Annotated in this window: 21 protein-coding genes; 15 read left to right on the forward strand and 6 right to left on the reverse strand. The window is 40.9% G+C overall.

The window, feature by feature from the left end:
• From MFP28_RS03860 to MFP28_RS03900, 9 genes are all read left to right on the forward strand, one after another.
• Complete coding sequence (locus MFP28_RS03860; protein WP_002906062.1) at nt 1-2724, forward strand: FtsX-like permease family protein; 2724 nt, start codon at nt 1-3, stop codon at nt 2722-2724.
• Between the two features lie 93 nt (nt 2725-2817).
• The gene (locus MFP28_RS03865) at nt 2818-3666 is read left to right on the forward strand and encodes a metallophosphoesterase family protein (RefSeq protein WP_002906063.1); all 849 of its coding nucleotides are present in this window, start codon (nt 2818-2820) and stop codon (nt 3664-3666) included.
• Nucleotides 3667-3722: 56 nt separating this feature from the next.
• Nucleotides 3723-4172 carry an Rrf2 family transcriptional regulator gene (locus MFP28_RS03870; protein ID WP_002912933.1) on the forward strand — a complete coding sequence of 150 codons (450 nt, stop codon included), beginning with the start codon at nt 3723-3725 and terminating at the stop codon, nt 4170-4172.
• A 232-nt stretch (nt 4173-4404) separates the two neighbouring features.
• On the forward strand, nt 4405-5262 hold the full coding sequence (locus tag MFP28_RS03875) for a VOC family protein (protein WP_002906065.1): 858 nt from the start codon (nt 4405-4407) through the stop codon (nt 5260-5262).
• A gap of 35 nt (nt 5263-5297) precedes the next feature.
• A complete protein-coding gene (locus tag MFP28_RS03880; protein WP_002906066.1) occupies nt 5298-5804 on the forward strand; it encodes a methylated-DNA--[protein]-cysteine S-methyltransferase in 507 nt (168 codons plus the stop codon).
• Between the two features lie 103 nt (nt 5805-5907).
• On the forward strand, nt 5908-7416 hold the full coding sequence (locus tag MFP28_RS03885; protein ID WP_032915819.1) for a type I restriction-modification system subunit M: 1509 nt from the start codon (nt 5908-5910) through the stop codon (nt 7414-7416).
• The gene (locus MFP28_RS03890) at nt 7403-8599 is read left to right on the forward strand and encodes a restriction endonuclease subunit S (protein WP_032915822.1); all 1197 of its coding nucleotides are present in this window, start codon (nt 7403-7405) and stop codon (nt 8597-8599) included. The genes MFP28_RS03885 and MFP28_RS03890 overlap by 14 nt, the downstream gene beginning before the upstream one ends.
• A gap of 57 nt (nt 8600-8656) precedes the next feature.
• Complete coding sequence (gene xerA / locus MFP28_RS03895; protein ID WP_002906069.1) at nt 8657-9643, forward strand: site-specific tyrosine recombinase/integron integrase; 987 nt, start codon at nt 8657-8659, stop codon at nt 9641-9643.
• Between the two features lie 13 nt (nt 9644-9656).
• Nucleotides 9657-10193 carry a restriction endonuclease subunit S gene (locus MFP28_RS03900; protein WP_002906070.1) on the forward strand — a complete coding sequence of 179 codons (537 nt, stop codon included), beginning with the start codon at nt 9657-9659 and terminating at the stop codon, nt 10191-10193.
• Here MFP28_RS03900 and MFP28_RS03905 read toward each other — a convergent pair.
• Complete coding sequence (locus MFP28_RS03905; protein ID WP_002906071.1) at nt 10178-10753, reverse strand: restriction endonuclease subunit S; 576 nt, start codon at nt 10751-10753, stop codon at nt 10178-10180. The two genes, MFP28_RS03900 and MFP28_RS03905, sit on opposite strands and share 16 nt — an antisense overlap.
• 218 nt (nt 10754-10971) lie before the next feature.
• On the opposite strand from MFP28_RS03905, the gene MFP28_RS03910 reads away from it, so the two are divergent.
• Nucleotides 10972-11871: an AbiH family protein gene (locus tag MFP28_RS03910; RefSeq protein ID WP_002906072.1), complete on the forward strand. Its 900-nt coding sequence runs from the start codon at nt 10972-10974 to the stop codon at nt 11869-11871.
• A 13-nt stretch (nt 11872-11884) separates the two neighbouring features.
• The gene (locus tag MFP28_RS03915) at nt 11885-14998 is read left to right on the forward strand and encodes a type I restriction endonuclease subunit R (RefSeq protein WP_002906073.1); all 3114 of its coding nucleotides are present in this window, start codon (nt 11885-11887) and stop codon (nt 14996-14998) included.
• A gap of 186 nt (nt 14999-15184) precedes the next feature.
• On the opposite strand, the gene MFP28_RS03920 is transcribed toward MFP28_RS03915, so the two are convergent.
• From MFP28_RS03920 to MFP28_RS03940, 5 genes are all read right to left on the reverse strand, one after another.
• Nucleotides 15185-15877: an alpha/beta hydrolase-fold protein gene (locus MFP28_RS03920; protein ID WP_002906074.1), complete on the reverse strand. Its 693-nt coding sequence runs from the start codon at nt 15875-15877 to the stop codon at nt 15185-15187.
• Complete coding sequence (locus tag MFP28_RS03925; RefSeq protein WP_002906076.1) at nt 15858-16886, reverse strand: ABC transporter substrate-binding protein; 1029 nt, start codon at nt 16884-16886, stop codon at nt 15858-15860. The genes MFP28_RS03920 and MFP28_RS03925 overlap by 20 nt, the downstream gene beginning before the upstream one ends.
• Nucleotides 16887-16941: 55 nt before the next feature.
• Entirely contained in the window at nt 16942-17697 is a 756-nt protein-coding gene (locus MFP28_RS03930; protein WP_002906078.1) for an ABC transporter ATP-binding protein, read from the reverse strand.
• Nucleotide 17698: 1 nt separating this feature from the next.
• Nucleotides 17699-18745 (reverse strand): FecCD family ABC transporter permease, encoded by a 1047-nt coding sequence (locus MFP28_RS03935; protein ID WP_002906079.1) that lies wholly within the window; start codon nt 18743-18745, stop codon nt 17699-17701.
• Nucleotides 18746-19127: 382 nt separating this feature from the next.
• Entirely contained in the window at nt 19128-20210 is a 1083-nt protein-coding gene (locus MFP28_RS03940) for a M24 family metallopeptidase (RefSeq protein ID WP_002906081.1), read from the reverse strand.
• A 162-nt stretch (nt 20211-20372) separates the two neighbouring features.
• On the opposite strand from MFP28_RS03940, the gene ccpA reads away from it, so the two are divergent.
• The 4 genes from ccpA (at nt 20373) to MFP28_RS03960 (ending at nt 24499) form a co-directional block, all read left to right on the forward strand.
• Complete coding sequence (ccpA, locus tag MFP28_RS03945) at nt 20373-21377, forward strand: catabolite control protein A (RefSeq protein ID WP_002894913.1); 1005 nt, start codon at nt 20373-20375, stop codon at nt 21375-21377.
• 245 nt (nt 21378-21622) lie between these two features.
• Nucleotides 21623-22621, forward strand: coding sequence for a glycosyltransferase family 4 protein (locus MFP28_RS03950; RefSeq protein ID WP_032915825.1), 999 nt, complete (start codon nt 21623-21625; stop codon nt 22619-22621).
• 1 nt (nt 22622) lies between these two features.
• Nucleotides 22623-23945: a glycosyltransferase family 4 protein gene (locus tag MFP28_RS03955; protein WP_002906083.1), complete on the forward strand. Its 1323-nt coding sequence runs from the start codon at nt 22623-22625 to the stop codon at nt 23943-23945.
• Between the two features lie 71 nt (nt 23946-24016).
• On the forward strand, nt 24017-24499 hold the full coding sequence (locus tag MFP28_RS03960; RefSeq protein WP_002906084.1) for a hypothetical protein: 483 nt from the start codon (nt 24017-24019) through the stop codon (nt 24497-24499).
• The last annotated feature ends 181 nt before the right edge of the window (nt 24500-24680 follow it).

The following is a 24680-nucleotide window of genomic DNA, read 5'->3' on the forward strand; positions in this document are numbered from 1 at the left end:
ATGAAGAGAAAGATTTATTGGAAAGATATTCTGCGCTCCTTCACTAGCTCTAAAGGACGTTTCCTATCTATTTTAATCCTCATGATGCTGGGTTCTCTAGCTCTCGTGGGGCTCAAAGTCGCTCCTCCCAATATGCGCAGAACAGCAACAGATTACTTGAAAGAACAGCGAACCATGGACTTGGCTGTTATGGCGGACTATGGTTTGGATGCAGCGGATCAGAAAGAGCTGGAAGCTGTTAAGGGAGCTGATGTCGAGTTTGGCTATCTGACAGATGTCACCGTGAACGAGGAGGCCCTCCGAGTATTCTCAGATACCAAGGATATTTCAAACTTTCAAGTGACCACCGGTCGTCTTCCTAAGAAAGAGCAAGAAATTGCCCTGGCTAGCTTTTGGTCAAAAAAATATAAAATTGGCCAGGAGATTGAACTGACCGAAAAAGCAGGCAGTCGGTCAGTTCTGAAAAACAAGACCTATAAGATTGTGGGATTTGTCAACTCCGCAGAGCTTTGGTCTGATAGAAATTTGGGCAATGCGACTAGTGGCAGCGGGGCTTTATCAGCCTATGCTGTAGTCAGCCCCAAGGCCTTTGATACAGATGTTTACAGTATTGCCCGCCTGCGCTATCATGATTTAGAAAAGCTGGCTCCCTTCTCTGAAAGTTATCAGGAGCGTTTGGAGCAGCACCAGACAGCTTTGGACAAGAGCCTGGAAGATAACGGAGTGGCTCGCTTTAAGCGATTAGAGGCAGATGCCAAAAGCACCATTCAGAAGGGCCAAGATAAGATTGCTCAGGCTGAGAGCGAACTGACACAAGGTAAAAAACAATTAGAGCAAGCTCAGAGTCAGCTGGATCAACAAAAAAGCCAGCTAGCAGTAGCTCAAGCCGCTTCTATCCTCCCTCCTGCACAGCTCAGCCAGAGCCAGCAGCAGATTCAGGAAGCTGAGTCCCAGCTCAATCAGAAAAAATCTGAGCTGGCACAGGCAGAGAAAGACTTATCAGCTAGCAAGGACAAGCTAGCAGACGCTAAGGCAAACCTGAGTCGTTTGAAAGAGCCGGCCTATCATAGCTATGACCGCAAGTCTCTGCCAGGTGGGAATGGCTATCATATGTATAAAAACTCCATGAATAGTATTGCGTCGATTGGTAATATTTTCCCAGTGGTGCTCTATCTGGTGGCTGCTATGGTGACTTTTACCACTATGACGCGCTTTGTCGATGAGGAGCGAACAAATGCAGGCGTCTTCAAGGCTCTAGGCTATCATAGTCGAGATATCATTCGCAAGTTTGCTCTTTACGGTTTGGTGGCGGGGAGTCTAGGTACCCTCGTAGGGATTCTGCTGGGACATTATTTCTTGTCTGGAGTGATTTCTTCTATTATTACCAGAGGGATGGTGCTCTCTGCCCCGCATTCATATTTTTATGTTTCCTATAGTATACTGGCCCTTGGACTTTCCCTTCTATCCAGTGTTCTCCCTGCCTATTTGGTGGCAAGACGGGAGCTGACAGAAGAAGCAGCCCACTTGCTTTTGCCCAAGCCGCCGGTCAAGGGCTCCAAGATTTTCTTGGAAAGACTGACCCTTATCTGGCGACGTCTTAGCTTTACTCAGAAGGTCACAGCTCGCAATATCTTTCGCTATAAGCAGCGAATGTTTATGACTATCTTTGGTGTGGCGGGTTCTGTTGCCCTGCTCTTTGCCGGACTAGGACTCCAATCTTCTATTGGTGGTATTCCCAAACGTCAGTTTGAGGAGATTCTGCGCTACGACTTGATTGTCGCTGTCAATCCTGGGGAGAATCAAGCTGAGCAAGACGAGCTGAAAAAGATGTTGGCAGATGACTCGATTGCTGATTATCAGGAAATCCATAGTGAAACCTTGACAGAGAAATACAAAGGAAAAAAAGAGACAGAATCAGTCACTTTAATGGTTACGGACAAGGAAAATTTTGAACCTTTTATTTCTCTGGAAAGCCCCGACAACCAGCAAAAGTTGACTCTCAAGGACGGTATAGTTGTTTCGGATAAATTGGTCCGCATAGCTGGAGTTAGACCTGGTAGCAGTATAGAGCTGGGTGGCAAGTCTGTCAAGCTTGCAGCAGTCAATGAGAATCATTTTGGCCATTTTGCCTTTATGAAAGCAACTGATTATCAGAAGATTTACGGCAAAAAGCCTGAGAAAAACGCTTATTTAGTGCGACTCAAGGACTCTTCCAGTAAAAAAATTGTGGATAAGGCCAATGAATTTATGAGCCTCAAGTCTGTCAAGAGTGTTTCCCAAAATGCAAGCATGGTGAAGCAGTTCAACGTTCTAGCTGATTCTCTTAATAATACAATGCTGGTTTTGGTCCTGATTTCCATTCTTTTAGCTGTCGTCATTCTCTACAACCTGACCAATATCAATGTGGCTGAGCGGATTCGCGAGCTGTCTACCATCAAGGTTTTGGGCTTCCATAATAAGGAAGTGACCCTCTATATCTATCGAGAGACCATTATTCTTTCAGTTATTGGGATGGCAGTTGGGCTTCTAGGCGGTTTCTTCCTGCATCGTTTTTTGATTGAGAAGGTTGCGCCTAGCATTATCAGCTTAAACCCTCAAGTAAGTCCCTCAGTCTATCTGTTTCCTCTAACAGCAGTGACTCTTATTCTGACCTTGCTTGGCTTCTTTGTCAATTACCGCCTCAGACGGGTGGATATGCTGGAAGCACTCAAGTCTGTTGATTGATAAAAATACTTCAAAACTTTCCCTCACTTGTGAGGTGGAAGTTTTTTTGAACTTTGATATAATATTCCTTGTAAAGAAAGAGAAAGACACGCTATGACACGAAAAATTGCCTTATTATCCGATGTGCATGGGAATAGCACAGCCTTGGAAGCAGTACTGGCGGATGCGGAAAGCCAGCAAGTGACAGACTATTGGTTTTTGGGGGACTTGCTCCTGCCAGGAACCGGTCGCAGAAATATCCTAGATAGGATGGAGCAGCTGCCCATCAGCCTACAGGTCAGAGGGAATTGGGAAGAGAGTCTCTGGCATGCTCTGCATCAAAAGTTAGACTTGACACGTCCCAGCCATCTCTACCTGACCCGGCTCTGCCATTTTGTCCTAGAGGAAATCAAGCCTGAAGAGATTGACCGTATGCAGGAACTTCCTCTGCAAATCCTAACAGAAGTAGAGGGATTGAAGATTGCGGTCAGCCATCATCTGCCAGATAAGAATTGGGGGCGGGAGCTGATTCATATTGGCGAGCAGAGCGATTTCGACCGCCTTTTTGAGGGAAACGACTGCGCTGTCGCTGTTTATGGTCATATTCACCAGCAGTTTCTCCGCTACGGGACCAATGGACAGCTGATTATCAATCCCGGCTCTATTGGTCAGCCGTTCTTTCTAGATTCAGCTTTGCGTAAGGACTTGCGAGCCCAGTATGCCATTTTAGAGATAGATGAGACTGGTCTAGCTGATGTTGACCTTCGGCGCGTGGCCTACGATGTGGAACAGGAGCTGAGCTTGGCTCGGGAGCTCCACTTGCCTTACTATGAGATTTATCAGGAGAGCTTGGTCAATGGTATCCACCATACCCACAATCACGACCTGCTGCGAGAAATCAGTGAGCGGGAAGGCTATGCGGATGAGATTGCAGCTTTCTTAAAGTCCAGTCGTAACTCTTGAAGTTACACCCTTTTTGGGATATAATAGTGAGAGAAAATGATGAGGGAGGAGAAAAAATGCAGATTTCTAGCCGTTTTACCATTGCCACTCATATGCTGATTGTTCTGGCTTTGGAGGGAAAAAAACAAAAACTGACAAGTGATATCCTTGCCGGCAGTGTTGGCGTCAATCCAGTTATTATTCGCAAAACCCTGTCTCAGCTCAAGAATGCCGGGATGATTACCGTTGCTCGTGGGACTGGAGGAGCAGAGATTGCCAAAGATTTGAAAGACATTAGCCTGTTGGACGTCTATAGCGCGGTTGAGTGTCTGGGCAAGAGCGGCCAGCTCTTTAGCTTTCATGACAAGCCCAATCCAGACTGTCCTATCGGCAAGAACATTCACAATGTTTTAGATGACCGCTTGGCAGCTATTCAGGCAGCCATGGAAGCTGAATTGGCTCAGACCAGTCTTGACGAAGTTGTCGCAGCGACCGAAAAAGAAATTAAAGAACAATCTGTTTCCTAGGAAGCAGGTTGTTTTTTGTTAAGAATTTTACGAGATGTAATTATTGACATTACATTAAGGTGTGGTATACTAATAGATGTAATATAAATAATTACAATATAAAAATAAGACTTCGAAGCAAATGGAGGTATGGAAATCCATATCATGGAACGTATTTCAGCTTTGAGGAAATAAAAAGAAAGGTTGAGCAGGCGAACTGCTGAAATTTTAAATTTAAGAGAGGAGAAAGTACATGACTTTTGAATATCAAAGCAAGATTTATCTAGGAGAGGTGGCACTTTATGTAGCTGACCTAACAAGACAAAAGGACTTTTATCAGCGTGTTTTAGGGCTGGAGCTTTTGGAAGAGCAGGACGGACAGGTGGCTTTGGGCAGGGACGGACAAGTTCTGGTAAGACTTTTAGCGACCAGTGACCGGCAGACCGTCAAGTCGGCTTACGGTCTTTATCATCTAGCACTCTTGCTTCCAAGTCGTCAAGCTTTGGCGGATATCCTTAAGCATTTATCAGAAAATAAAGTTCCTATGATCGGAGGAGCGGACCACGGCTATAGTGAAGCCATTTATCTGGAGGACCCAGAAGGCAACGGCATTGAACTTTATCGGGACAAGCCTCAGGCTGATTGGGATATCCGAGAAGATGGCCGCATTATCGGAGTGACGGAAGCGCTAGCGGCTCAAGAAATCTATGAACTCGGTCAGGAAATCCAGCCGTTTAGTATTGCTGAAGGCACTCGTATGGGTCATGTCCACCTGTCTGTGAAAAATAGCAGAGCTGCCAGTCATTTTTACCAAAAACTTCTAGACTTGGAGGATAAATTTTCTGTACCTTCTGCTAGCTGGCTGGCATCCGGAAACTATCATCATCATTTAGCCGTCAATGAATGGGGAGGTTCTCACTTGAATCATCGCCAACCTAAGCAACAGGGATTGGCCTATTTTGAGGCGCAAGTAGAAGGAAAAGAAGACCTAGTAGCTATTTATGAAAATGCTCTGGACTTGAAGGCACTAGTCCGATGGATTAGCTCTCAAGAGCTAGAAGTCACAGACCCAGATGGGATTGTGGCAAAAATTAAGACAAGAGTGGTATAATAAGGCATATCAAGAAGCTAGAAGAAAGAAAAAATATGTACAAGACTTATTATACATCTCCGATTGGCCGTATTCTCATCTTGACAGACGCAAATGCCTTGTTGGGACTTTGGTTTGAGGGCCAGAAATATTTTGGAGCAGGCTACGATTTGGAGCAAGCGAAGCAGGAGGAGACAGAAATCAGCCGACGCGTCTCTGCTTGGCTGGATGCTTATTTCAAGGGAGAAAATCCCGCGACAGATGAAATTCTATTGGCACCTCAAGTGACTGAGTTTAGAAGCAAGGTTCTGACAGTACTGCAGAAGATTCCTTACGGTCAGACGGCTACCTATTCAGATATTCTACGAGAATTACAAGCCGAGTACGGTAAGATTGGCTCCGCTAGAGCAGTCGGTGGTGCCATTGGTCATAATCCCATTTCCCTTCTGATTCCTTGTCATCGGATTGTCGCAAGCGACGGCAAACTGACTGGCTATGCCGGCGGTCTTGATAAAAAAGCCTTCCTGTTGAAACTAGAGGCGGCGGAGAAAACGAGAGGATGACTATTTTAAACTATTGATAAGCTAAAAAAGCACCATTCGGTGCTTTTTAACTTACTTTAAATATGGTAAAATGGATGTGATTAAAATAGGAAAAGAGTATAAAATGGCGAAAAAATCAAACGCAAATATTGGATTTGAAAAGGAACTATGGGATGCTGCAGATTCACTTCGGGGGCACATTTCAGCGTCAGAGTACAGAAAAGTTATTGTTGGTCTAATCTTTTTAAAATATGTATCAGATGCTTTTGAAGAAAAATACCAACAATTACTTGCAGAGGGTGACGGATTTGAGAATGATCCTGATGCATATTCAGAGGAGAACATTTTCTTTGTCCCTGAAATAGCTAGATGGCAATTTATTGCGAGTCATGCCCATTCTTCGGAAATTGGCACAGTCTTGGATGAAGCCATGCGTGAAATTGAAGAGGATAATCCTAGTCTAGAGAATGTCCTTCCTCAGATTTATGCCAGTCCAGACTTAGATAAGCGAGTTTTAGGGGAAGTTGTAGACATTTTTACTAATATTCAAATGTATGAAGGTGAGAATGAAAAAGATTTACTTGGGCGTGCTTATGAATATTGTATTGAACAGTTTGCGGCATATGAAGGAAAACGAGGTGGTGAATTTTATACTCCGACCAGTATCGTAAAAACGATTGTAGAAATATTAAAGCCTTATAGAGGGCGTGTTTATGATCCTGCTTGTGGTTCAGGCGGTATGTTTGTTCAGTCAGCTAAGTTTATAAAGAATCATAGTGGGAATATTAATAATTTATCTGTTTTTGGTCAAGAATCTAATGCAGATACTTGGAAGATGGCCAAGATGAACATGGTTATCCGAGGTATTGATGCGGATTTTGGTGAGCACCAAGCGAACAGCTTTTTCAATGATTTACATCCGACACTAAAAGCTAACTATATCATGGCTAATCCCCCTTTTAATATTTCCAACTGGGGAGCAGATAAACTGCAAGATGATATTCGCTGGAAATACGGAACTCCACCTAATAGCAATGCAAACTATGCTTGGATTCAGCACATGATTCATCACATGGATCCTAGTAATGGCAAGGTTGGCTTGGTTCTGGCAAATGGCTCACTCTCATCAACTCAGAGCGGTGAAGGGGACATTCGTAAAAAAATTATCGAAGATGACTTAATTGAGGGAATTATAGCTCTTCCAGCTAATCTCTTTTACAGTGTAACTATTCCAGCCTGTCTCTGGTTTATCAGTAAAAATAAAAAACAAAAAGGAAAGACGCTGTTTATCGATGCTCGAAATATGGGAGAAATGATTGACCGTAAGCATCGCGACTTTAGCGACGAAGACATTAAGAAGTTAGCAGATACCTTTGAAGCCTTTCAAAATGGAAACCTTGAAGATGTTAAAGGTTTTTGTGCATCTGTTGAAACAGCAGAAATTGCAAAGCAAGATTTTATTCTTACGCCAGGGCGTTATGTAGGTATTGAGGAAAAAGAAGATGACGGAGAACCATTTGAAGAGAAGATGGACCGACTGACGACAGAGCTATCAGAACTTTTTATTAAATCCCATAAATTAGAAGATGAGATTCGAGAAAGATTGGGGGAGATTGGGTTTGAAATTAAGTGATTGGAAAGAATATAGAATAGGAGAACTTATAGAAACTATATTTAGCGGCGGAACTCCTAATACTAAGAACAGTGATTACTGGAACGGTTCTTTACCATGGCTGTCATCTGGCGAAACAAGAAATAGATATATCAATGTTACAGAAAAGACAATAACAAATAGTGGTGCCCAAAATTCCAGTACAAGACAGGCTTTGAAAGGTGATGTTGTAATGGCTTCAGCAGGTCAAGGGTACACAAGAGGACAAGTTTCTTTTTTGAATATTGATACTTTTATCAATCAATCAGTGATAGCAATCAGAGCAAATGAGAAAGTATTAGATAAAAAATTTTTGTTTTATAATTTATCTAGTAGATATGAAGAACTACGAGCAATTTCCGATTCAAATAGTATTCGTGGTAGTATAACTACAAAAATGGTGAAATCGATGAATATCAGGATTCCCGATTTGAATACTCAAAGGGCAATCGCAAATGTATTGAGTTCTATTGATGATAAAATCGAAACAAGCAAACAGATAAATCATCATTTAGAGCAGATGGCACAAGCTATTTTTAAATCTTGGTTTGTTGATTTTGAACCGTTTGGAGGAAAGATGCCAAATGATTGGACAATTGGAAAGTTAAGCGATGTTCTTAAGTTAATTAAAAACGGTATTAATGATAAGGACAAGCAAAAACTCCCATATGTTCCAATAGATATTTTGCCAATGCATTCTTTAAGTTTGAATTCTTATAAATCAAATGATGAAGCAAAAAGTAGTTTAATTACTTTTAAGAAAAATGATATTCTATTGGGAGCAATGCGTGTATACTTTCATAGAGTTTGTATCTCTCCTTTTACAGGAATTACGCGTTCAACATGCTTTGTTCTTCGTCCATTTAATAAGATTTATCTAGAATACTGTTTGCTTACTTGTGATTTAAAAAGCAGCATTGAATACGCTCAGAGCACCTCCAAAGGATCAACTATGCCTTATGCTGTTTGGGAGAATGGATTAGCAGAGTTAAAAATTCCAATACCTACAGAAAAAGTTATAAAAAATTTTTCAAAAATAGTCTCTCCCTTGATTAAGACTCTACAAGATAGTATATATGAAATTGAAAATCTTCAAAATCTCCGAGACACTCTCTTACCAAAACTTCTCTCTGGCGAAATTTCTGTTAATCAAGCCACTAAATGATGATTTATCTTTTTAAGCTACCCGTAGAGTATAATAAAAACGAAAGGTAGGTAGCTTATGAAAGATAAATTAATCACGCAAATTACAACAGATATGGCCAAGCATTTAAGTCTTCAACAGTTAGAAAATCTGCAAAAGGTACTAATGGCGACTTTTATCAATGTAGAAGTTGCAGAGATTAAAACAGTAAATGAGCAGAAGAGTAATGAGAAATTGCTTGAGCTATTTATTTCTGCCAAGAGAATTGAAGGCTGTAGTGAAAAATCTTTAAAATACTATAGAATGGTCATTGAAAATATGTTTACTAGTCTTAATTTGACTGTAAGAGATATAACGACTAGTGACTTACGGACTTATCTTGCACATTATCAACGAGAACGAAAATCTAGCAAAGTAACTATTGATAATATGCGTCGGATTTTTAGTAGTTTTTTTAGTTGGCTTGAAGATGAGGATTTCATTCTCAAAAGCCCTGTGCGTAGGATTCGTAAGATAAAGACGGATAAAACGATCAAAGAAACTTTTTCTGATGAAGGTTTGGAACTTTTAAGAGATGCTTGCGATGAGATTCGTGATTTGGCGATGATTGATTTATTGGCTTCAACTGGAATGCGGGTAGGCGAACTAGTGAGATTGAATAGAGAGGATATTAATTTTTATGAAAGAGAATGCCTTGTCTTTGGTAAAGGGAATAGTGAGCGAATCGTCTACTTCGACGCTAGAACAAAGATTCACTTGATAAACTACTTGGACAGTCGTCAGGATGATAATCCAGCTTTGTTCGTTTCCTTGTCTTCGCCACATGATAGATTGCTAATCGGAGGGGTAGAAACAAGATTGAGACAACTCGGTGAAAAAGCAGATTTAAATAAAGTCCATCCACATAAATTCAGACGGACATTGGCGACACGCGCCATAGATAAAGGCATGCCCATCGAACAAGTCCAGCACTTGCTTGGTCATGTCAAAATAGATACAACCATGCACTATGCCATGGTCAATCAAGCGAATGTAAAAAATTCGCATAGGAAATATATAGGTTGAGGAGAAGCAGAAATTGAATAATTGGAAGAAAGTGAAACTTTCGGATATTATAGAATTTAATCCCCGAGAAACTTTGTCCAAGGGAGCTATTGCTAAAAAAATAGCGATGGAAAAATTAGAACCTTTTACGCGCGATATTCCCGAGTTTGAGTATTTAGAATTTAGAGGTGGTACCAAATTCAGAAATGGGGATACTTTAATGGCTCGTATTACTCCAAGTCTTGAAAATGGAAAAACGTCTAAGGTAAATTTATTAGACGAAGATGAAGTAGGGTTTGGGTCTACTGAGTTTATTGTTGTAAGAGCTAAAGAAAATATTAGTGATGAAAATTTCGTTTATTATTTGATGATTGCTCCAAATATCAGAGAAGTTGCTATTAAATCAATGGTAGGAACATCAGGTAGACAAAGAGTTCAGCTAGATGTTGTCAAAAATCACGAAATTCTATGTCCTCCGCTAAAAGAACAAATTAGAATTGGTAAAATTCTTAAGGCGCTAGATGATAAAATTGAGAATAATAAAAAGATAAATCATCATTTAGTGGCTTGATTTACTGAAATCTCTCCTGATAAAAGTTTGGAAAGAAGGCTCTCTCGAAGATTTTGGAGGTTATTAATCTCCTCTAAGTTATTTCCAACCGTTTTAAACAGTGGGGTAACTCTTTTTGTAAAAAGATTAATTTCTTTTTTCGACAGTTCAATTGTTGGCATAATTTCAATATGTTTTGGATAGATATGGGGTTGTGCTGATCCTGTCTGAGAATCATATATCTCCTGTTGACGTCTCTTCAACATGACATACCAAAAATATACATTATTGGTCATCTTAGAATCAATATATGATGAGTCAGATGCCCAAACGGGAACGTGCCATAAATTAACATAACCTGCGTTAGCACCTGAAGCTGAAATGGTAAGGACCGGATATTCTGTATTAGCTATATTATGAAATGTCGAAGGCTGTAAACCTCCAGCTACTACAGGAACTCTTCCAAATATCGCATCCTTTGAAAGTAGATTTTTACCTCGTTTAGGAATGATATATTTACCAATTGTAGTTTGCCCTGAAGAGACATTAGTGAACATACTTTCAAATATTGTAATAGCCATCTGCTCTAAATGATGATTTACCTAACTTAAAAAATAATCATTTTGATACTTATGAAGATTATCAATTCATATTGGATATGTTCAATAAACGAAAAATATCTGATAGACAAAAGGATAAGATGGCCGCAATCATACTGAATTCAATTAAGTCATTTGTTCAAGAAAAATTAAAAGATAAAGTACGAACAAGATAGATAAATTTTGAAGGAAATACTTTTATGAGTAATATATTATTTATAATAGGCAATGGTTTTGATCTTGCCCACCGGTTGCCGACAAGATTTGATCCAGACTTTAGAGAAATTGCTGAAAAGAATGAATCTAATCCGTATTTTTGGGAACTATATCAATCGGCAGAACCTAATATCTGGTCTGATTTTGAAAATCTATTGGCAAAACCTGATTTTAATTCTTTGGCAGAAATATTTGAATACTACGCCCCAGATCATTCATCTGATAGAGAAAGTGACCGTGATGGAATAATACTTGAGGCGGAAATGAGTGGCAATTTGAAGGAATCTTTAGAAGAATTTGCAAATCAAGCAGAAGGAAAACTTGCAAATATTACACCTCAGAGATTCTTTAAAGACTTATTCACTAATGGAGATCTATATATCAATTTCAATTATACTCATACACTTGAGCAAGTTTATGGTATTGAAATAGATAGAGTTTTACATGTTCATGGAGAATCAGGGAATGAGAACTTATTGTTAGGTTATCCCGAAGGGGATTTTTCGCCTGAAGATATTCATGAAGATATACGGCAAAAGGGACGAGGGCCATATAGGGACACATCAATAAAAGAATACATTAACAGTCTTGAAGACTACTATGTTAGAACAGCTCATGAAATATTAATTAATAAAGTTGAGTCTTTCAAAAAAGAGTTTAAAATTGAGCTTGTAGAAGAATTTCTTAGTGGTCATAAATTAATAAATGAAATTATTGTATATGGCCATTCTTGTGCAATTGATTTCCCTTATTTTGAGTATTTAAATGTTACCTTCCCTCTTGCCAATTGGAAATTTTTCTCATTTGATGAACGGACAATTATGAATATTGAGATGATGGTATGTCATATTGGGATAAGAAATTATAGCGTCGTAGAGAAATAAAGGAGTTTAATTTATGGGATTCACTGAGGACAACTACGAACATGCAGTCATTGAACTTTTTCATGATAGTTTGGGCTATTCATATGTCTATGGTCCAGATGTAGAGCGTGATTATAGAACACCTTTATATTTGGAGGAACTTTATGCTGCTTTGGAAAGGATCAATGCTAAGCTACCGACTGTTGCAATTCAAGATGCAATTGAAAAGTTACAGCGTTTTGAAACAGGTTCCTTGCTTCAAAAAAATAAGATTTTTACAAATTATCTTCAAAACGGTATAGAAGTTTCCTATTTTCATCAAGGAAGAAAACAATCTAATCTCGTTTATTTAGTTGATTTCGATAATGTAAATAATAATTCTTTTACTGTAATTAATCAATGGACAATTGTAGAGAAGAGTAATAAACGTCCTGATATTATAGTGTTTTTGAATGGTTTGCCAGTAGTTGTTTTTGAGTTAAAAAGTCCTTCTCGTCAAGAAACAGATGCTTCTGATGCCTATCGTCAGCTTAAAACATATCAGAAAGAAATTCCAAATTTATTTAACTATAATGCTTTTTGCGTAATGACGGATCTAGCCACTTCAAAGGCGGGGACAATTACTGCTGGTGAAGACCGCTTTATGGAGTGGAAGACTACTGATGGTAGTTTTGAAGATACTCAGTATGCTAATTTTACCACGTTCATTGAAGGTATTTTTGATAAGACTAGATTTCTGGATATTTTAAGGAATTTTATCTGCTTTTCTGAGGATGCTAAGATTTTAGCGGCTTATCATCAGTATTTTGCAGTGAATAAGGCTGCGGTATCTACTTTGAAGGCAACTAAAAGCGATGGACGGGGAGGTGTTTTCTGGCATACGCAAGGGAGTGGGAAATCTCTATCCATGGTTTTCTATGCTCATCTGCTGCAGAAAGTTTTAGACTCGCCAACTATTGTCGTTTTGACTGATAGAAATGATTTGGACGAACAGTTATATGGACAGTTTTCCAAATGCCAAGATTTTCTGAGACAGACACCAATTCGGGCAGAGAGCCGTTTACATCTGAAAGAACTATTGATTGGTCGCCAAGCCAATGGCATTATATTTACAACTATGCAGAAGTTTTCAGAGTCAGAAGAGGCGCTTTCTGATAGAAGAAACATTGTTGTCATGGCAGATGAGGCTCATCGTGGTCAGTATGGACTTGAAGAAAAGATTAAAATTACCAAAGGAAAAGATGGAGAAAGCGAAGCGAAACTAGTCGTCGGAGCAGCCAGATTGATTAGAGATAGCTTGCCAAATGCGACTTATATTGGATTTACTGGAACGCCTATTTCTACTAAAGATAAGTCTACAACAGAGGTTTTTGGTAATTACATTGATGTTTACGATATGACACAGGCGGTTGAAGATGGCGCCACTCGGCCCGTCTATTATGAAAGTCGCGTCATGCATTTAAAACTAGATGAAAATATCTTGCGTTTGATTGACACAGAGTATGACTTGATGGCACAAAGCGCTGAATCACATGCGATTGATAGAAGCAAGAAGGAATTGGGTCGTCTTGATAGTATTTTAGGGGCCGATCAAACTATTAGTGCCTTGTGTGAAGATATTATTACTCATTATGAAGAAAATCGTGCGCAGGAATTAACTGGAAAAGCAATGATTGTTGCTTATTCTCGTCCGATTGCGATGAAAATTTATCGTACCTTACTTGAAAAGCGTCCGAATTGGACAGAAAAAATTGGAGTTGTCATGACTTCTAGTAATAATGATCCGGAAGAATGGCACGATATAGTAGGGAATAAGCGCCATAAAGAAGAGATGGCTAAAAGGTTTAAAGACAATGAAAGCCCATTTAAGATTGCTATCGTCGTTGATATGTGGCTGACTGGATTTGATGTTCCTAGCCTTGCAACCATGTATGTATATAAGCCAATGCAAGGTCATAATCTTATGCAGGCAATCGCTCGTGTTAACCGTGTATATAAAGATAAAGAGGGTGGACTTGTAGTTGATTATATCGGTATTGCAAGTGCTTTAAAGCAAGCCATGAACGATTATACAAATCGAGACAAAGGTAACTTTGGGGACACTGATATAGCTAAGACAGCTTTACCAAAGTTTGTTGAAAAACTAGAAGTCTGTCGTGATTTGTTTTATGGGTTTGACTATTCAGAATTCATGCTCTCTAAATCAAGTGATTTAATCAGAGCTAAAACAATTAGTGGTGGGGTAAACTTCTTGTCAAGTGTAGACAAGGAGAAGAAGAAAGAGCTCTTCATAAAAGAATCGTTACTCTTACGCCAAGCGTTATCACTTTGTCGTTCTTTGCTTACTCCTGAGCAACGTTTTGAAGCAGCTTATTTTGAAGCAGTCAGAACATTGCTGACACGAATAACTGGGGAGGGTAAAAAGCTTTCTCTGAAAGATATTAATGATCGTATCAATGAGTTACTAAAAGCTTCTATCAAGAGTGAAGGTGTCATTAATTTATTCTCAGATATTGATACAGGATTTTCGTTATTTGATCCTAAATTTTTAGACGAAATCTCTAAAATGAAGGAAAAAAACATAGCGGTAGAACTCTTAAAAAAATTATTACAAGAGCAGATTACCTTATATCAAAGAACAAATTTAGTCAAATCCGAAAAGTTCTCTGAAATTCTTTCGCGAGCGATGAGAGCATATCTGAATGGCATGCTTTCAAATGAAGAAGTTATTGCTGAATTAATGAAAATGGCCAAAGAAATGGCGAAAGCTCACGAAGAGGGGGATTCTTTAGGTCTTACCGATGAAGAATTAGCTTTCTATGATGCTTTGACGCAACCACAAGCAGTCAAAGATTTTTATGAAAATGATGAGCTTGTTGCAATGACTCATGAATTAACGGAGACATTGCGCAAAAGCAGAACTATTGATTGGCAGAAAAAACATTCTGCGCGTGCTCGTATGCGCATGCTTGTTAAACGGCTCCTTAGGAAATACAAATATCCACCGGAGGGTGTCGATGATGCCATTGTGACTGTTATCAAGCAATGTGAAATGTGGACGGATAATCCTGATAATAATTATGAGTCCTATTTATTTTCTGACCAACTGATGGCTGCTGAAAGTAGTGTAGAATTTGAATCGAAGTAAAATTTGACCGGTTATGCTGGCGGCCTTGATAAAAAAGCCTTTTTGTTGAAACTAGAGGTGGGGGAGAAAACGGAATAAATCTTTCTACTCAAGACTTTTACCATTTTACTGGTGAGAGTCTTTTGCTTGCATTAATAAACAAAAAATCCCTTTGTCAGCTACTGTAAGTGACAAAGGGGTTTTTCGTTAGTCAATATGCCATTGTGTGGCCAGCCAGTCGGCAAAGGCAGCATAGCGCTCTTTGAGGGCTTCATGATGTCCATAAGGATCAAAGACGGAGCACGTGGTAAGGATTTCTTTCTGAATCAAGCGATGAATTTCTTTGGCATAAAAAGGAGCTTTGGAAAGTCGGTTCGAGTGATTTGCGCCTTCAGTCTTTCCATTCTGCAAATAGACTAGACAGTCCTTGTTTTTCAACTCCTGTGTCTGGCAATAGTCGGTAAAACCTGGGTACCAAAAGGAGCCGCAGATAGAAAAGACACAGGGAACTTCGCAGACACTATAGAGACTGTGAACAGCCGCTAGTCCACCAAGAGAGTAGCCACCATAGGCAATTCTCTTGTCATCCAGTAGGTAGTGCTGTCTGATTTCTGTTAATATACCTTTGAATAGTTTCTGGTGGTAGCTATTTGCTCTGCCGCCAAAATCGGGATTGCCAGGCTTTAGAGCATTGGCTTTCCAGGGTGTATAATCGTCCAGCCTGTTGTTTGATATCAGTCCGATCAAGATTACCGATGAAGAAAGCCTGCTCAGGTAGTTTATCTGTCCATCATTTAGCAAGATTGCTGGATAAGGTCGTAATCCGTCATAATCTTGGGGCAGGGCAATATTGACAGTGATACCCTCCCAGACAAAGGTCTTATTTATTGACAAAGTCATTGATTTTCTCGAGTGAGTCGATTACAGCAGGACCATAATCCATGAACTCATCATAGGAGATGGTCATGATTTTCTGATTTTTGACCGCTGGGACATCTTCCAGAACTGGATTGGCTTTCATTAGATCAACTGCTTGCTCATCCATAGACTTGTTGCGGTCGCTGGTTACATAGATGATGACTTCAGGATCCATAGAGACCAGATTTTCCAAGGTCAAGTCAGAGGTTCCGGTCGCTACATTGGTATATCCGAGCTGGTTAAGCAGGCTCTCCTGCAGGGCAGATTTATAAGCACCGAAAGTCTCATCATTGTAGGCACACATGATGAGCGCTTTTTTCTTTTCACCTTGGCTAGCTTTATTGGCCTTCTTGACAGTGTCAATTCTTGTCTGCAGCTGGTCAGCATACTGATTGGCCTTGTCTTGGACATTAAAGATGGTTCCTATATTCTTGACATCTTCAACGATATTTCCTAGGTCTTGCTTGGTATTGGACAGGGAAGCCTTCTGTGTGTAGACAGGGATTTTGTTTTCATTCCAGGCACTGACTGTCCCCAGAGACTTCTCAGAAAACATCATGTTTCGGCCAAGAAGAGCATCTGGCTCATAAGATAGCACAGTTTCCTGTGATACGGTTTTCTTGTCGCCGACTTGCGGAATGGAAGCAATATCAGCCTTGTATTTATCTGTGACATCGTTGTCTGGATTGAGCATACCAGCGATCTTGTCTTTCAATCCTAGTTCAATCAGGATTTCGGTCGTCGAAAGGTTGTTGGTAATGACCTTTTCCGGTGCCTTTTCAAAGACCTGATCAATCTCCTTGCCTTCGGCATCGTAAGTTTTGATTGTCACTGGATATTTTGTCTCTGCTGTGCTCTTTTTCGCGCTTTCTGTTTTGGAGGAAGATTGTGAAGTTGAGCTTTCTTTCGTACTCTCCTTAGATGAAGAATTGCAGGCTGCCATTGTCAGTGCAGCAGTTGCGACGAGTAAGATACTGAGTGTTTTTTTCATATTGCCTTCCTTTCTTGGGCTTGGAGCTTGTATAGATAAAGCTGAAAACAGATTCTTATAGATACTGAATCATGGCCTGTCGATCCTTGGTCCAGATCACTTTGCTCTGAATACCGTAAACGGTTTGCAGTGAATCATGGGTGATGGCCTCCTTTGGAGCGCCTTGGTATGCAATCTCACCTCCCTTCATGAGGTACAAATAGTCTGAATACCGACAAGCCAGTTGGATATCGTGTAAAACAGCCAAAACATTGATGTTCAGGTCTTTGACGATACGTAGCATATCCAGCTGGTATTTGATATCCAGATGATTGGTCGGCTCGTCTAGGAGCAGTAGGCTTGGCTGTTGAGCCAAAGCTCGTGCCAGCAGGACTCTTTGCTTCTCACCACCAGACAGGGATAGATAGGTTCGCTCTCTCTTGTCCAGCATGTCCACCTGACTCAAGGCATGACGGACAAGGGCATAGTCTTTTTCGCTCTCTTTTTGAAAAAGGGACAGATGCGGCGTCCTGCCCAGCATGACGATTTCTTGGACGGTACAGTCAAACTGAAGATGGTTAAACTGAGTTACAACGGCTATTTTCTGGGCTGCTTTTTTTATGCTGACCTGTTCAAGCGGCCTTCCGTCTAGATAAATGTTCCCGCTGTCGGGTTTGATTTGGCGGTAGATGGTTTTGAGCAGACTAGTTTTGCCGCTTCCGTTTGGCCCTAAAATGGTATGAAACTGATTTCCCTCAATCTTGAGCGAAATTCCTTTTAAAATCTCTTTTGAGCCAATAGAATAGTGGATATTTTGGCAAGTTATATCCATATCAGCTGCTTACCTCCTTTCGGCTTTTGGCTACAATGTAGATAAAGAAGGGGGCGCCGACCAAAGCGGTGAAGATCCCAATCGGCAGCTCGGCATTTTTGACCAAAATTCGAGCTAAAACATCTGCCCAGACAAGAAAGAGAGAGCCGAGCAGGGTAGCGATAGGAAAGAGCCTTTTGTAGTTGGTACCAACTAATCTACGAGTAATGTGCGGAGTGATTAGTCCGACAAAGCCTATAATGCCGCAGCAGGCAACCAGCACCGCAGTCATTATTGCGACAACTGTGATATAGAGGAACCAGTAAAAATGCAGAGGTACCCCCAGTGTCAAAGCTGCTTCGTCCCCCATCATCATAGTATTGAAAATACGATACTGGGAACAGAAAAACAAAAAGGAGAGACCAACAACAAGAGCTGGCAAGGCAAGATCTGACCAAGAAGTTCCGGCCAGTGAGCCCATGGTCCAGAACTTGATTGTCATAAGGCTGTCAGCATTAGCACCGACAGAAATGATAAAGTTGGAAAAGGCGATAAAAAGGGCATTTACAACTGTTCCTGATAAAATCAGACTGCTTGTCGTCATTTTTCCCTGCATGGATGCGATAAAAAGGACCACTGCCGATGCCAGAATGGCTCCTATAAAGGCACCTGTGCCAGTAATGGATTTGAGCCCTAAGATAATGCTCAGTGTGGCTCCGAATGTTGCACCCGCTGAAATTCCCAGGATATAAGGCTCTGCGATGGGATTATTGACAGTAGATTGCATGACGCTGCCACAGACAGACAGCCCGGCACCAGCTAGGATTCCCAAGAGCACTCTTGGAACCCGCATGTTCCAAACAATAGCGATTGTAGAAGGCGATAGTTTGCCTGTGCCAAGGAAAACTCCGAGCTTGCTGAAAATAATCTGGTAAGTATCCTGTATATCAATAGTGACCGATCCTAAAGATACAGCTAAAAAGAGGGAGCAAGTCAGAAAAATGATGAGAAGCAAGAGTAGGCAGATATAGCGAGAAAATCCGTGATTTTCTGACCTTTTGAAGAGCATCCAGACCTCCTTAACAGCAAAGATTAGAATTTTTAGACAATTTCATAAAAAATTATAACATTTTTAAATCAGAAGGGCAAGAAGGGTTAAAAACCTCTGATATGACAAGATTTAATGACGCTTTATCCTTTCAGTGATGAAATCATCTTGCTAGTGTAAGAACTGGTTAGAGCTGAGTAATTGAGTTTTTCGGAATGTCTCTAGAGACTACTTCATTGGAGAAAAAGTGGGTGAATCTAAATGACTTATTATAATTACTAGGAAACAAGAAAAAACGACAGAAACTTTTCTATCGTTTTTTGAAATTATAAATGCTTAAGAACTAAGATAGCTATAACGATGTTCAATAATCATTCAAGACATAATATAGGCTGATAAAATTCTATTCAAAATACAACAAGTCCTTGCTAGTTTCGGTGAAGAGTTCAAAACCATTCTTAGTAACATGGCCGCAGTCTTCGATGCGGACACCGACCTTACCAGGGATGTAAATACCAGGTTCAACAGAGAAGCACATGCCTTCTTCGATGATCATGTCGTTACCCTCCATGATAGATGGAAATTCGTGCACATCCATACCGATACCATGGCCGAGGCGGTGATTGAAATACTCACCGTAGCCCGCTTTTTCGATAACTCGCCGAGCAGCACGGTCTACTTCATGAGCTGTGACGCCTGGCTTGATAAAGTCAAGAGCAGCTTGTTGGGCTTCCAATGTCAGATGGTAAATATCCTTTTTAAACTGGTCCGGCTGGCCAACAGCAACGGTCCGTGTCATATCACTGGCATAGCCATTGACCATGCAGCCAAGGTCAAAGAGCAGGAGGGCGTTATTTTCGACTTTATTTGCTCCGGGAATGCCATGCGGATTAGCTGCATTATTTCCTGTCAGTACCATAGTTTCAAAGCTCATTTCATAGCCTTCGCGCTTGATGGCAAAGTCAATCTGAGCGATGATATCTGTTTCGGTATTTTCCAGTGAGATATTGTCAAAACCGATATTAACAGCCTTGTCCGCATATTGCCCAGCTACCAGCATTTTCTGAATTTCATCGGCAGACTTGATTAGGCGCAAGCGGTTGACGTAAGGTGTCAGGTTGGCAAATTCTGCACTATCAAAGACAGTTTTCAATCCATGATATTTGGTCAAAATCAAGTTATCAAACTCAAGAGCGACTGTCTTGAAGGAGTGAGCCGGCAAGGCTGCTTTAATCTTCTGCCAAGGATTTTCCGAGTCCATATAGCCAAGGACTGAAAAGGGAACAGCTCCTGAAGCCCGCTCAACTTCTAAAGCTGGCACGAAGAGCAGGGGCTCATGGTCAGGATAGACAAACAAAAACATCTGCCGCTCATGCGGATCACTGTAGAAACCAGTCAGATAATTGATAGTGACTGGATCAGACAGAACAGCAGCATCTAGCTTCTCATTCTCGAGATAGTGGGTGATTTGTTGAATTTTTGTCATGGTCACAACCTTCTTTCTATGCCTCTATTTTGGCAAAAAATGTCAAAAAAAGCAAGACTTTTCAAAAACTTATCAAAATACTTGAAAGTGTTTACAAGAAGTGATAAAATGGTGAATGTAGGAAAGTGAAAACGATATTTTCAATAGAAGAAAGGAAACTATATGAACACAGACGACACAGTAACCATTTATGATGTCGCCCGTGAAGCGGGAGTTTCGATGGCGACAGTCAGTCGGGTAGTGAATGGAAACAAGAACGTCAAAGAAAACACACGTAAAAAAGTTTTAGAGGTCATTGATCGTCTTGACTATCGTCCAAACGCAGTAGCACGTGGACTAGCCAGCAAGAAGACTACAACCGTCGGCGTTGTCATTCCAAATATTACCAATAGCTATTTCTCAACTCTGGCAAAAGGGATTGATGATATTGCTGAAATGTATAAATACAATATTGTCTTGGCTAACAGTGATGAGGACGATGATAAGGAAGTCTCCGTTGTCAATACTCTATTTTCTAAACAGGTGGATGGGATTATTTTCATGGGCTATCATCTGACAGAGAAAATTCGCTCAGAGTTTTCACGTTCGCGCACACCGGTCGTTTTGGCGGGTACTGTCGATGTGGAGCATCAGCTTCCGAGCGTCAATATTGACTACAAGCAAGCAACTGTTGATGCTGTAGAATTACTGGCTAAGCGCAATAAGAAAATTGCCTTTGTTAGCGGACCGCTTGTAGATGATATCAACGGGAAAATCCGTCTATCAGGCTATAAAGATGGCTTGAAGAACAAGAAACTTTCATATAGCGAAGGCTTGGTTTTTGAATCTAAATATTCTTATGATGATGGCTACCACTTGGCAGAGCGTGTCATTGCTTCCAAAGCAACAGCTGCTTTTGTCACAGGAGATGAACTGGCTGCAGGCCTCTTAAATGGTCTGTCTGATCAAGGCATCAAGGTTCCAGAAGATTTTGAAATCATTACCAGTGATGATTCGCAAGTAGCTCGTTTCACTCGTCCTAACCTTTCCACAATCGGTCAGCCTCTCTATGACATCGGCGCAATCAGTATGCGCATGCTGACTAAGATTATGCATAAGGAAGAATTGGAAGAACGCGAAGTTCTCCTAGCTCACAGCATTAGCGAGCGTAAATCAACTCGGAAATAAGCGGTGAGATAGAAGCTTGATTATCAAGTCTTCTGAGCTTGAAAAGCGACTGAAGAGACTAAGTCAATGACTGCTTTAAGAGAGTTTCATGATTATGAAGCGAGGCTGAGGTGTAGTACCTCAGCTTTTTTGTGTTTCCGTTCAGCTAGAGCGTTTTCTATATGCTATCAGGCTTTGGATGGATTTTTTACCTCATTTGCCCTTGTGGTTTTCCTTTTTATTTGATTTTCGGTATAATAGGAAGTATGAAAGTATTACTGTACCTTGAAGGAAAGTCCGTTTTGGAGAAATCAGGAATCGGCCGAGCCCTCCAGCACCAGATGCACGCCTTGGATTTGGCTGGGATTCCTTATACGACGGACGTTTTAGGAGATTATGATGTGGTCCACATCAATACCTATGGTCCCCGTAGCTTGCTTCTTCTGCATGCTGCCAAGAGGGGCAATAAAAAAGTGATTATGCATGGGCATTCGACCAAGGAGGACTTTGAAAATTCCTTTATTGGATCCAATCTCTTTGCTCCGCTTTTTGGTAAATATCTGACTCACATGTATAAAAAGGCGGATTTCATTATCACACCTTCGGAGTATTCCAAGCAGCTGATCCAGTCTTATGGGGTCACTACGCCTATGGTGGCTGTGTCAAACGGTATTGACCTGCCTAAGTATAAGAAAGATGCTCGCAAGGAAGAAGTTTTTAAAAAGTATTTTAAGATTGAAGAAGGGCAGAAGGTGGTCGTTTGTGCTGGTCTTTATTTCCGCCGCAAGGGGATTGAGGATTTTGTAGAGGTTGCCCGCAGGATGCCTGATGTACGCTTTATCTGGCTGGGCTCTATTAATCTCTGGTTGATTCCGCGCAAGATTCGCCGTTTGGTTCTCTTTGACCACCCTGATAATGTCGAATTCCCTGGCTATTTTAAGGGAGCTGTTTTCCAGGGAGCCATGTCAGGAGCAGATGCCTTCTTTTTCCCGTCCTATGAGGAAACAGAAGGAATTGTTGTCCTGGAAGCCTTGGCCAGTGAGCAGAATGTTGTGCTGCGTGATATCCCGGTCTATCATGGCTGGGTAGATGAGCATTCAGCCGAGCTCTGTCATAACGTAGACGAGTTTGTCCAGTCTCTGAGAAATATCTTGGATAAAAAGGTGGACAAGTGCGAAGCAGGCTATCAGGTGGCTAAAAGTCGCTCTATTGACGATGTTGCAGATCAGTTAGTTAAGGCTTATCAAACAGTTTTGGAGATGTAAGATGCGTATTGGTCTTTTTACAGATACCTATTTTCCTCAGGTCTCTGGGGTTGCTACCAGTATTCGGACTTTGAAGACGGAGCTGGAAAAATTAGGTCACACGGTATTTATTTTTACAACGACGGACAAGGATGTCAATCGTTATGAGGATTGGCAAATTATTCGGATTCCCAGCGTACCTTTCTTTGCCTTTAAGGATCGAAGAGTGGCTTATCGAGGATTTTCTCATGCCTTAGAAATTGCCCGCCAGTACCAGCTGGATATTATCCATACCCAGACTGAGTTTTCATTAGGGCTGCTGGGGATTTGGATTGCCAAAGAGCTGCGGATTCCGGTAGTACATACCTATCATACCCAGTATGAGGATTATGTGCACTATATTGCCAAGGGGATGGTCATCCGTCCTAGCATGGTTAAGTACATCGTCCGTGGCTTCATGAGTGACTTGGATGGGGTTATCTGCCCTAGCGAGATTGTTTATGACCTTTTGGTTGATTATAAAATCGAAGCAGAAAAACGGGTGATTCCGACAGGGATTGAGCTGGCGAAGTTTGAGCGGCCGGAAATTTCACGTGAGGATATCAAGAAGCTCCGTTTCAAGCTAGGATTGGCTGAAGATGAGATTATGCTGCTCAGTCTGTCGCGAATTTCTTATGAAAAGAATATCCAGGCTATCGTTGAGGCGATGCCTGCCGTCCTTGAAGAAAATGACAAAGTCAAGCTAGTCATTGTCGGCGACGGCCCCTATGCGGAAGACTTGAAAGAATTGGTTGCTAAGCTTCAGATTGAAGAAGCTGTCATCTTTACGGGGATGATTGCTCCTAGTGATACGGCCCTTTACTACAAAGCTGCGGATTTCTTTATCTCTGCCTCAACCAGTGAGACCCAAGGTCTGACTTATCTGGAAAGCTTAGCCAGCGGCACACCGATTATTGCCCATGGAAATCCTTATCTGGATAATGTTATCAGCGACAAGATTTTTGGAACCCTTTATTACCAAGAGCGAGACTTATCAGGCGCTATTTTAGAGGCAATAATTGCGACGCCTGATATGGATGAGCAGAAGCTAGCAAATAAGCTCTACGAGATTTCAGCGGAGAACTTTGGCCGCAGAGTCTATGAGTTTTATCTAGATTTGACTATTTCCAAGGACTTCCATAACGAGCTCAGCCCAGAGGAAAGTGCTGCCAAGCGTCTGGCCAAGACAGTGGCCTATCTGCCTGGAAAAGTCATTTCTCTTCCAATCAATGGCTCCGTTCGTATCCTCAAAGCTTCGAGTAAGCAAGTGAAAAAAATCAGGAATATTACTAAATTATTAGAATAGAAGCATGCCTTGCATCATTGTGGCAATAGCTATTTATGCAAGGTTTTGTTTAGAAATAGAGGAGAAATCTTATGAAAAAATATCTCAAACAGTTGCCGTGGTTGCTTTTGTTCTATGGCATTTTCATTGCTTCAGATTGGATTTGGCAAGAGCTTTGGAGATATCTTATAGACAATACAGAAAGTATGGGAAGCGATTTGAGCTGGCTTTCTAATCTTAATTTATTTTATTATGCTTTGCTGCTTCCTTTGATTGGCGCAGTGATTGTTTATATAAATACTCGGATCCAAGGCTTTTCACTGCCCTTTCTTCTTTTGATTCCAGGGGTTCAGTATTATTACCTATTCAAAAACTTTTTTGACGGACTTTTTTACTCAGGAGACAAGATTTATAATCCAATCACTTCCACGCTTTATAATGCTAGGGATATTCATGTCTTGTTATTCCTTTCTTTGGGAGGAATGCTTTTGGCAGAGCAACACCGTAAAAAACGTCAAGCAGCTATCTTGAGTCAAGAGGCTCTCAATCGTTTTTCTGGTTTTGATGGTCAATAGCTCTTGCAAATTTCTCCAATCGTGCTATAATGTTTTCTAGAGACATATCACCTGCAGGAAATCTTTTAGAGAGCGCGTGGAGCTGGAAATCGCGTAGAGGATGCAGTTGGGACTACTCTATTAGCTTTTATGCAAACATAAAACGGTGGCTACGTTAGAGCCGATTCGAGGTGTAAGTCTT

This window comes from Streptococcus sanguinis (assembly GCF_050234405.1).
Lineage (GTDB): Bacteria > Bacillota > Bacilli > Lactobacillales > Streptococcaceae > Streptococcus > Streptococcus sanguinis_W.

Excerpts from the sequence above, each read along its gene's own strand:
- MFP28_RS03925 (WP_002906076.1), bottom strand. The coding sequence starts at position 16,886 with ATGAAAAAAACACTCAGTATCTTACTCGTCGCAACTGCTGCACTGACA.
- MFP28_RS03875 (WP_002906065.1), top strand. The coding sequence starts at position 4,405 with ATGACTTTTGAATATCAAAGCAAGATTTATCTAGGAGAGGTGGCACTT.
- MFP28_RS03950 (WP_032915825.1), top strand. The coding sequence starts at position 21,623 with ATGAAAGTATTACTGTACCTTGAAGGAAAGTCCGTTTTGGAGAAATCA.
- MFP28_RS03865 (WP_002906063.1), top strand. The coding sequence starts at position 2,818 with ATGACACGAAAAATTGCCTTATTATCCGATGTGCATGGGAATAGCACA.
- MFP28_RS03915 (WP_002906073.1), top strand. The coding sequence starts at position 11,885 with ATGGGATTCACTGAGGACAACTACGAACATGCAGTCATTGAACTTTTT.
- MFP28_RS03860 (WP_002906062.1), top strand. The coding sequence starts at position 1 with ATGAAGAGAAAGATTTATTGGAAAGATATTCTGCGCTCCTTCACTAGC.
- ccpA (WP_002894913.1), top strand. The coding sequence starts at position 20,373 with ATGAACACAGACGACACAGTAACCATTTATGATGTCGCCCGTGAAGCG.
- xerA (WP_002906069.1), top strand. The coding sequence starts at position 8,657 with ATGAAAGATAAATTAATCACGCAAATTACAACAGATATGGCCAAGCAT.
- MFP28_RS03905 (WP_002906071.1), bottom strand. The coding sequence starts at position 10,753 with ATGGCTATTACAATATTTGAAAGTATGTTCACTAATGTCTCTTCAGGG.
- MFP28_RS03885 (WP_032915819.1), top strand. The coding sequence starts at position 5,908 with ATGGCGAAAAAATCAAACGCAAATATTGGATTTGAAAAGGAACTATGG.
- MFP28_RS03880 (WP_002906066.1), top strand. The coding sequence starts at position 5,298 with ATGTACAAGACTTATTATACATCTCCGATTGGCCGTATTCTCATCTTG.
- MFP28_RS03910 (WP_002906072.1), top strand. The coding sequence starts at position 10,972 with ATGAGTAATATATTATTTATAATAGGCAATGGTTTTGATCTTGCCCAC.
- MFP28_RS03870 (WP_002912933.1), top strand. The coding sequence starts at position 3,723 with ATGCAGATTTCTAGCCGTTTTACCATTGCCACTCATATGCTGATTGTT.
- MFP28_RS03930 (WP_002906078.1), bottom strand. The coding sequence starts at position 17,697 with ATGGATATAACTTGCCAAAATATCCACTATTCTATTGGCTCAAAAGAG.
- MFP28_RS03920 (WP_002906074.1), bottom strand. The coding sequence starts at position 15,877 with ATGACTTTGTCAATAAATAAGACCTTTGTCTGGGAGGGTATCACTGTC.
- MFP28_RS03940 (WP_002906081.1), bottom strand. The coding sequence starts at position 20,210 with ATGACAAAAATTCAACAAATCACCCACTATCTCGAGAATGAGAAGCTA.
- MFP28_RS03960 (WP_002906084.1), top strand. The coding sequence starts at position 24,017 with ATGAAAAAATATCTCAAACAGTTGCCGTGGTTGCTTTTGTTCTATGGC.
- MFP28_RS03935 (WP_002906079.1), bottom strand. The coding sequence starts at position 18,745 with ATGCTCTTCAAAAGGTCAGAAAATCACGGATTTTCTCGCTATATCTGC.
- MFP28_RS03955 (WP_002906083.1), top strand. The coding sequence starts at position 22,623 with ATGCGTATTGGTCTTTTTACAGATACCTATTTTCCTCAGGTCTCTGGG.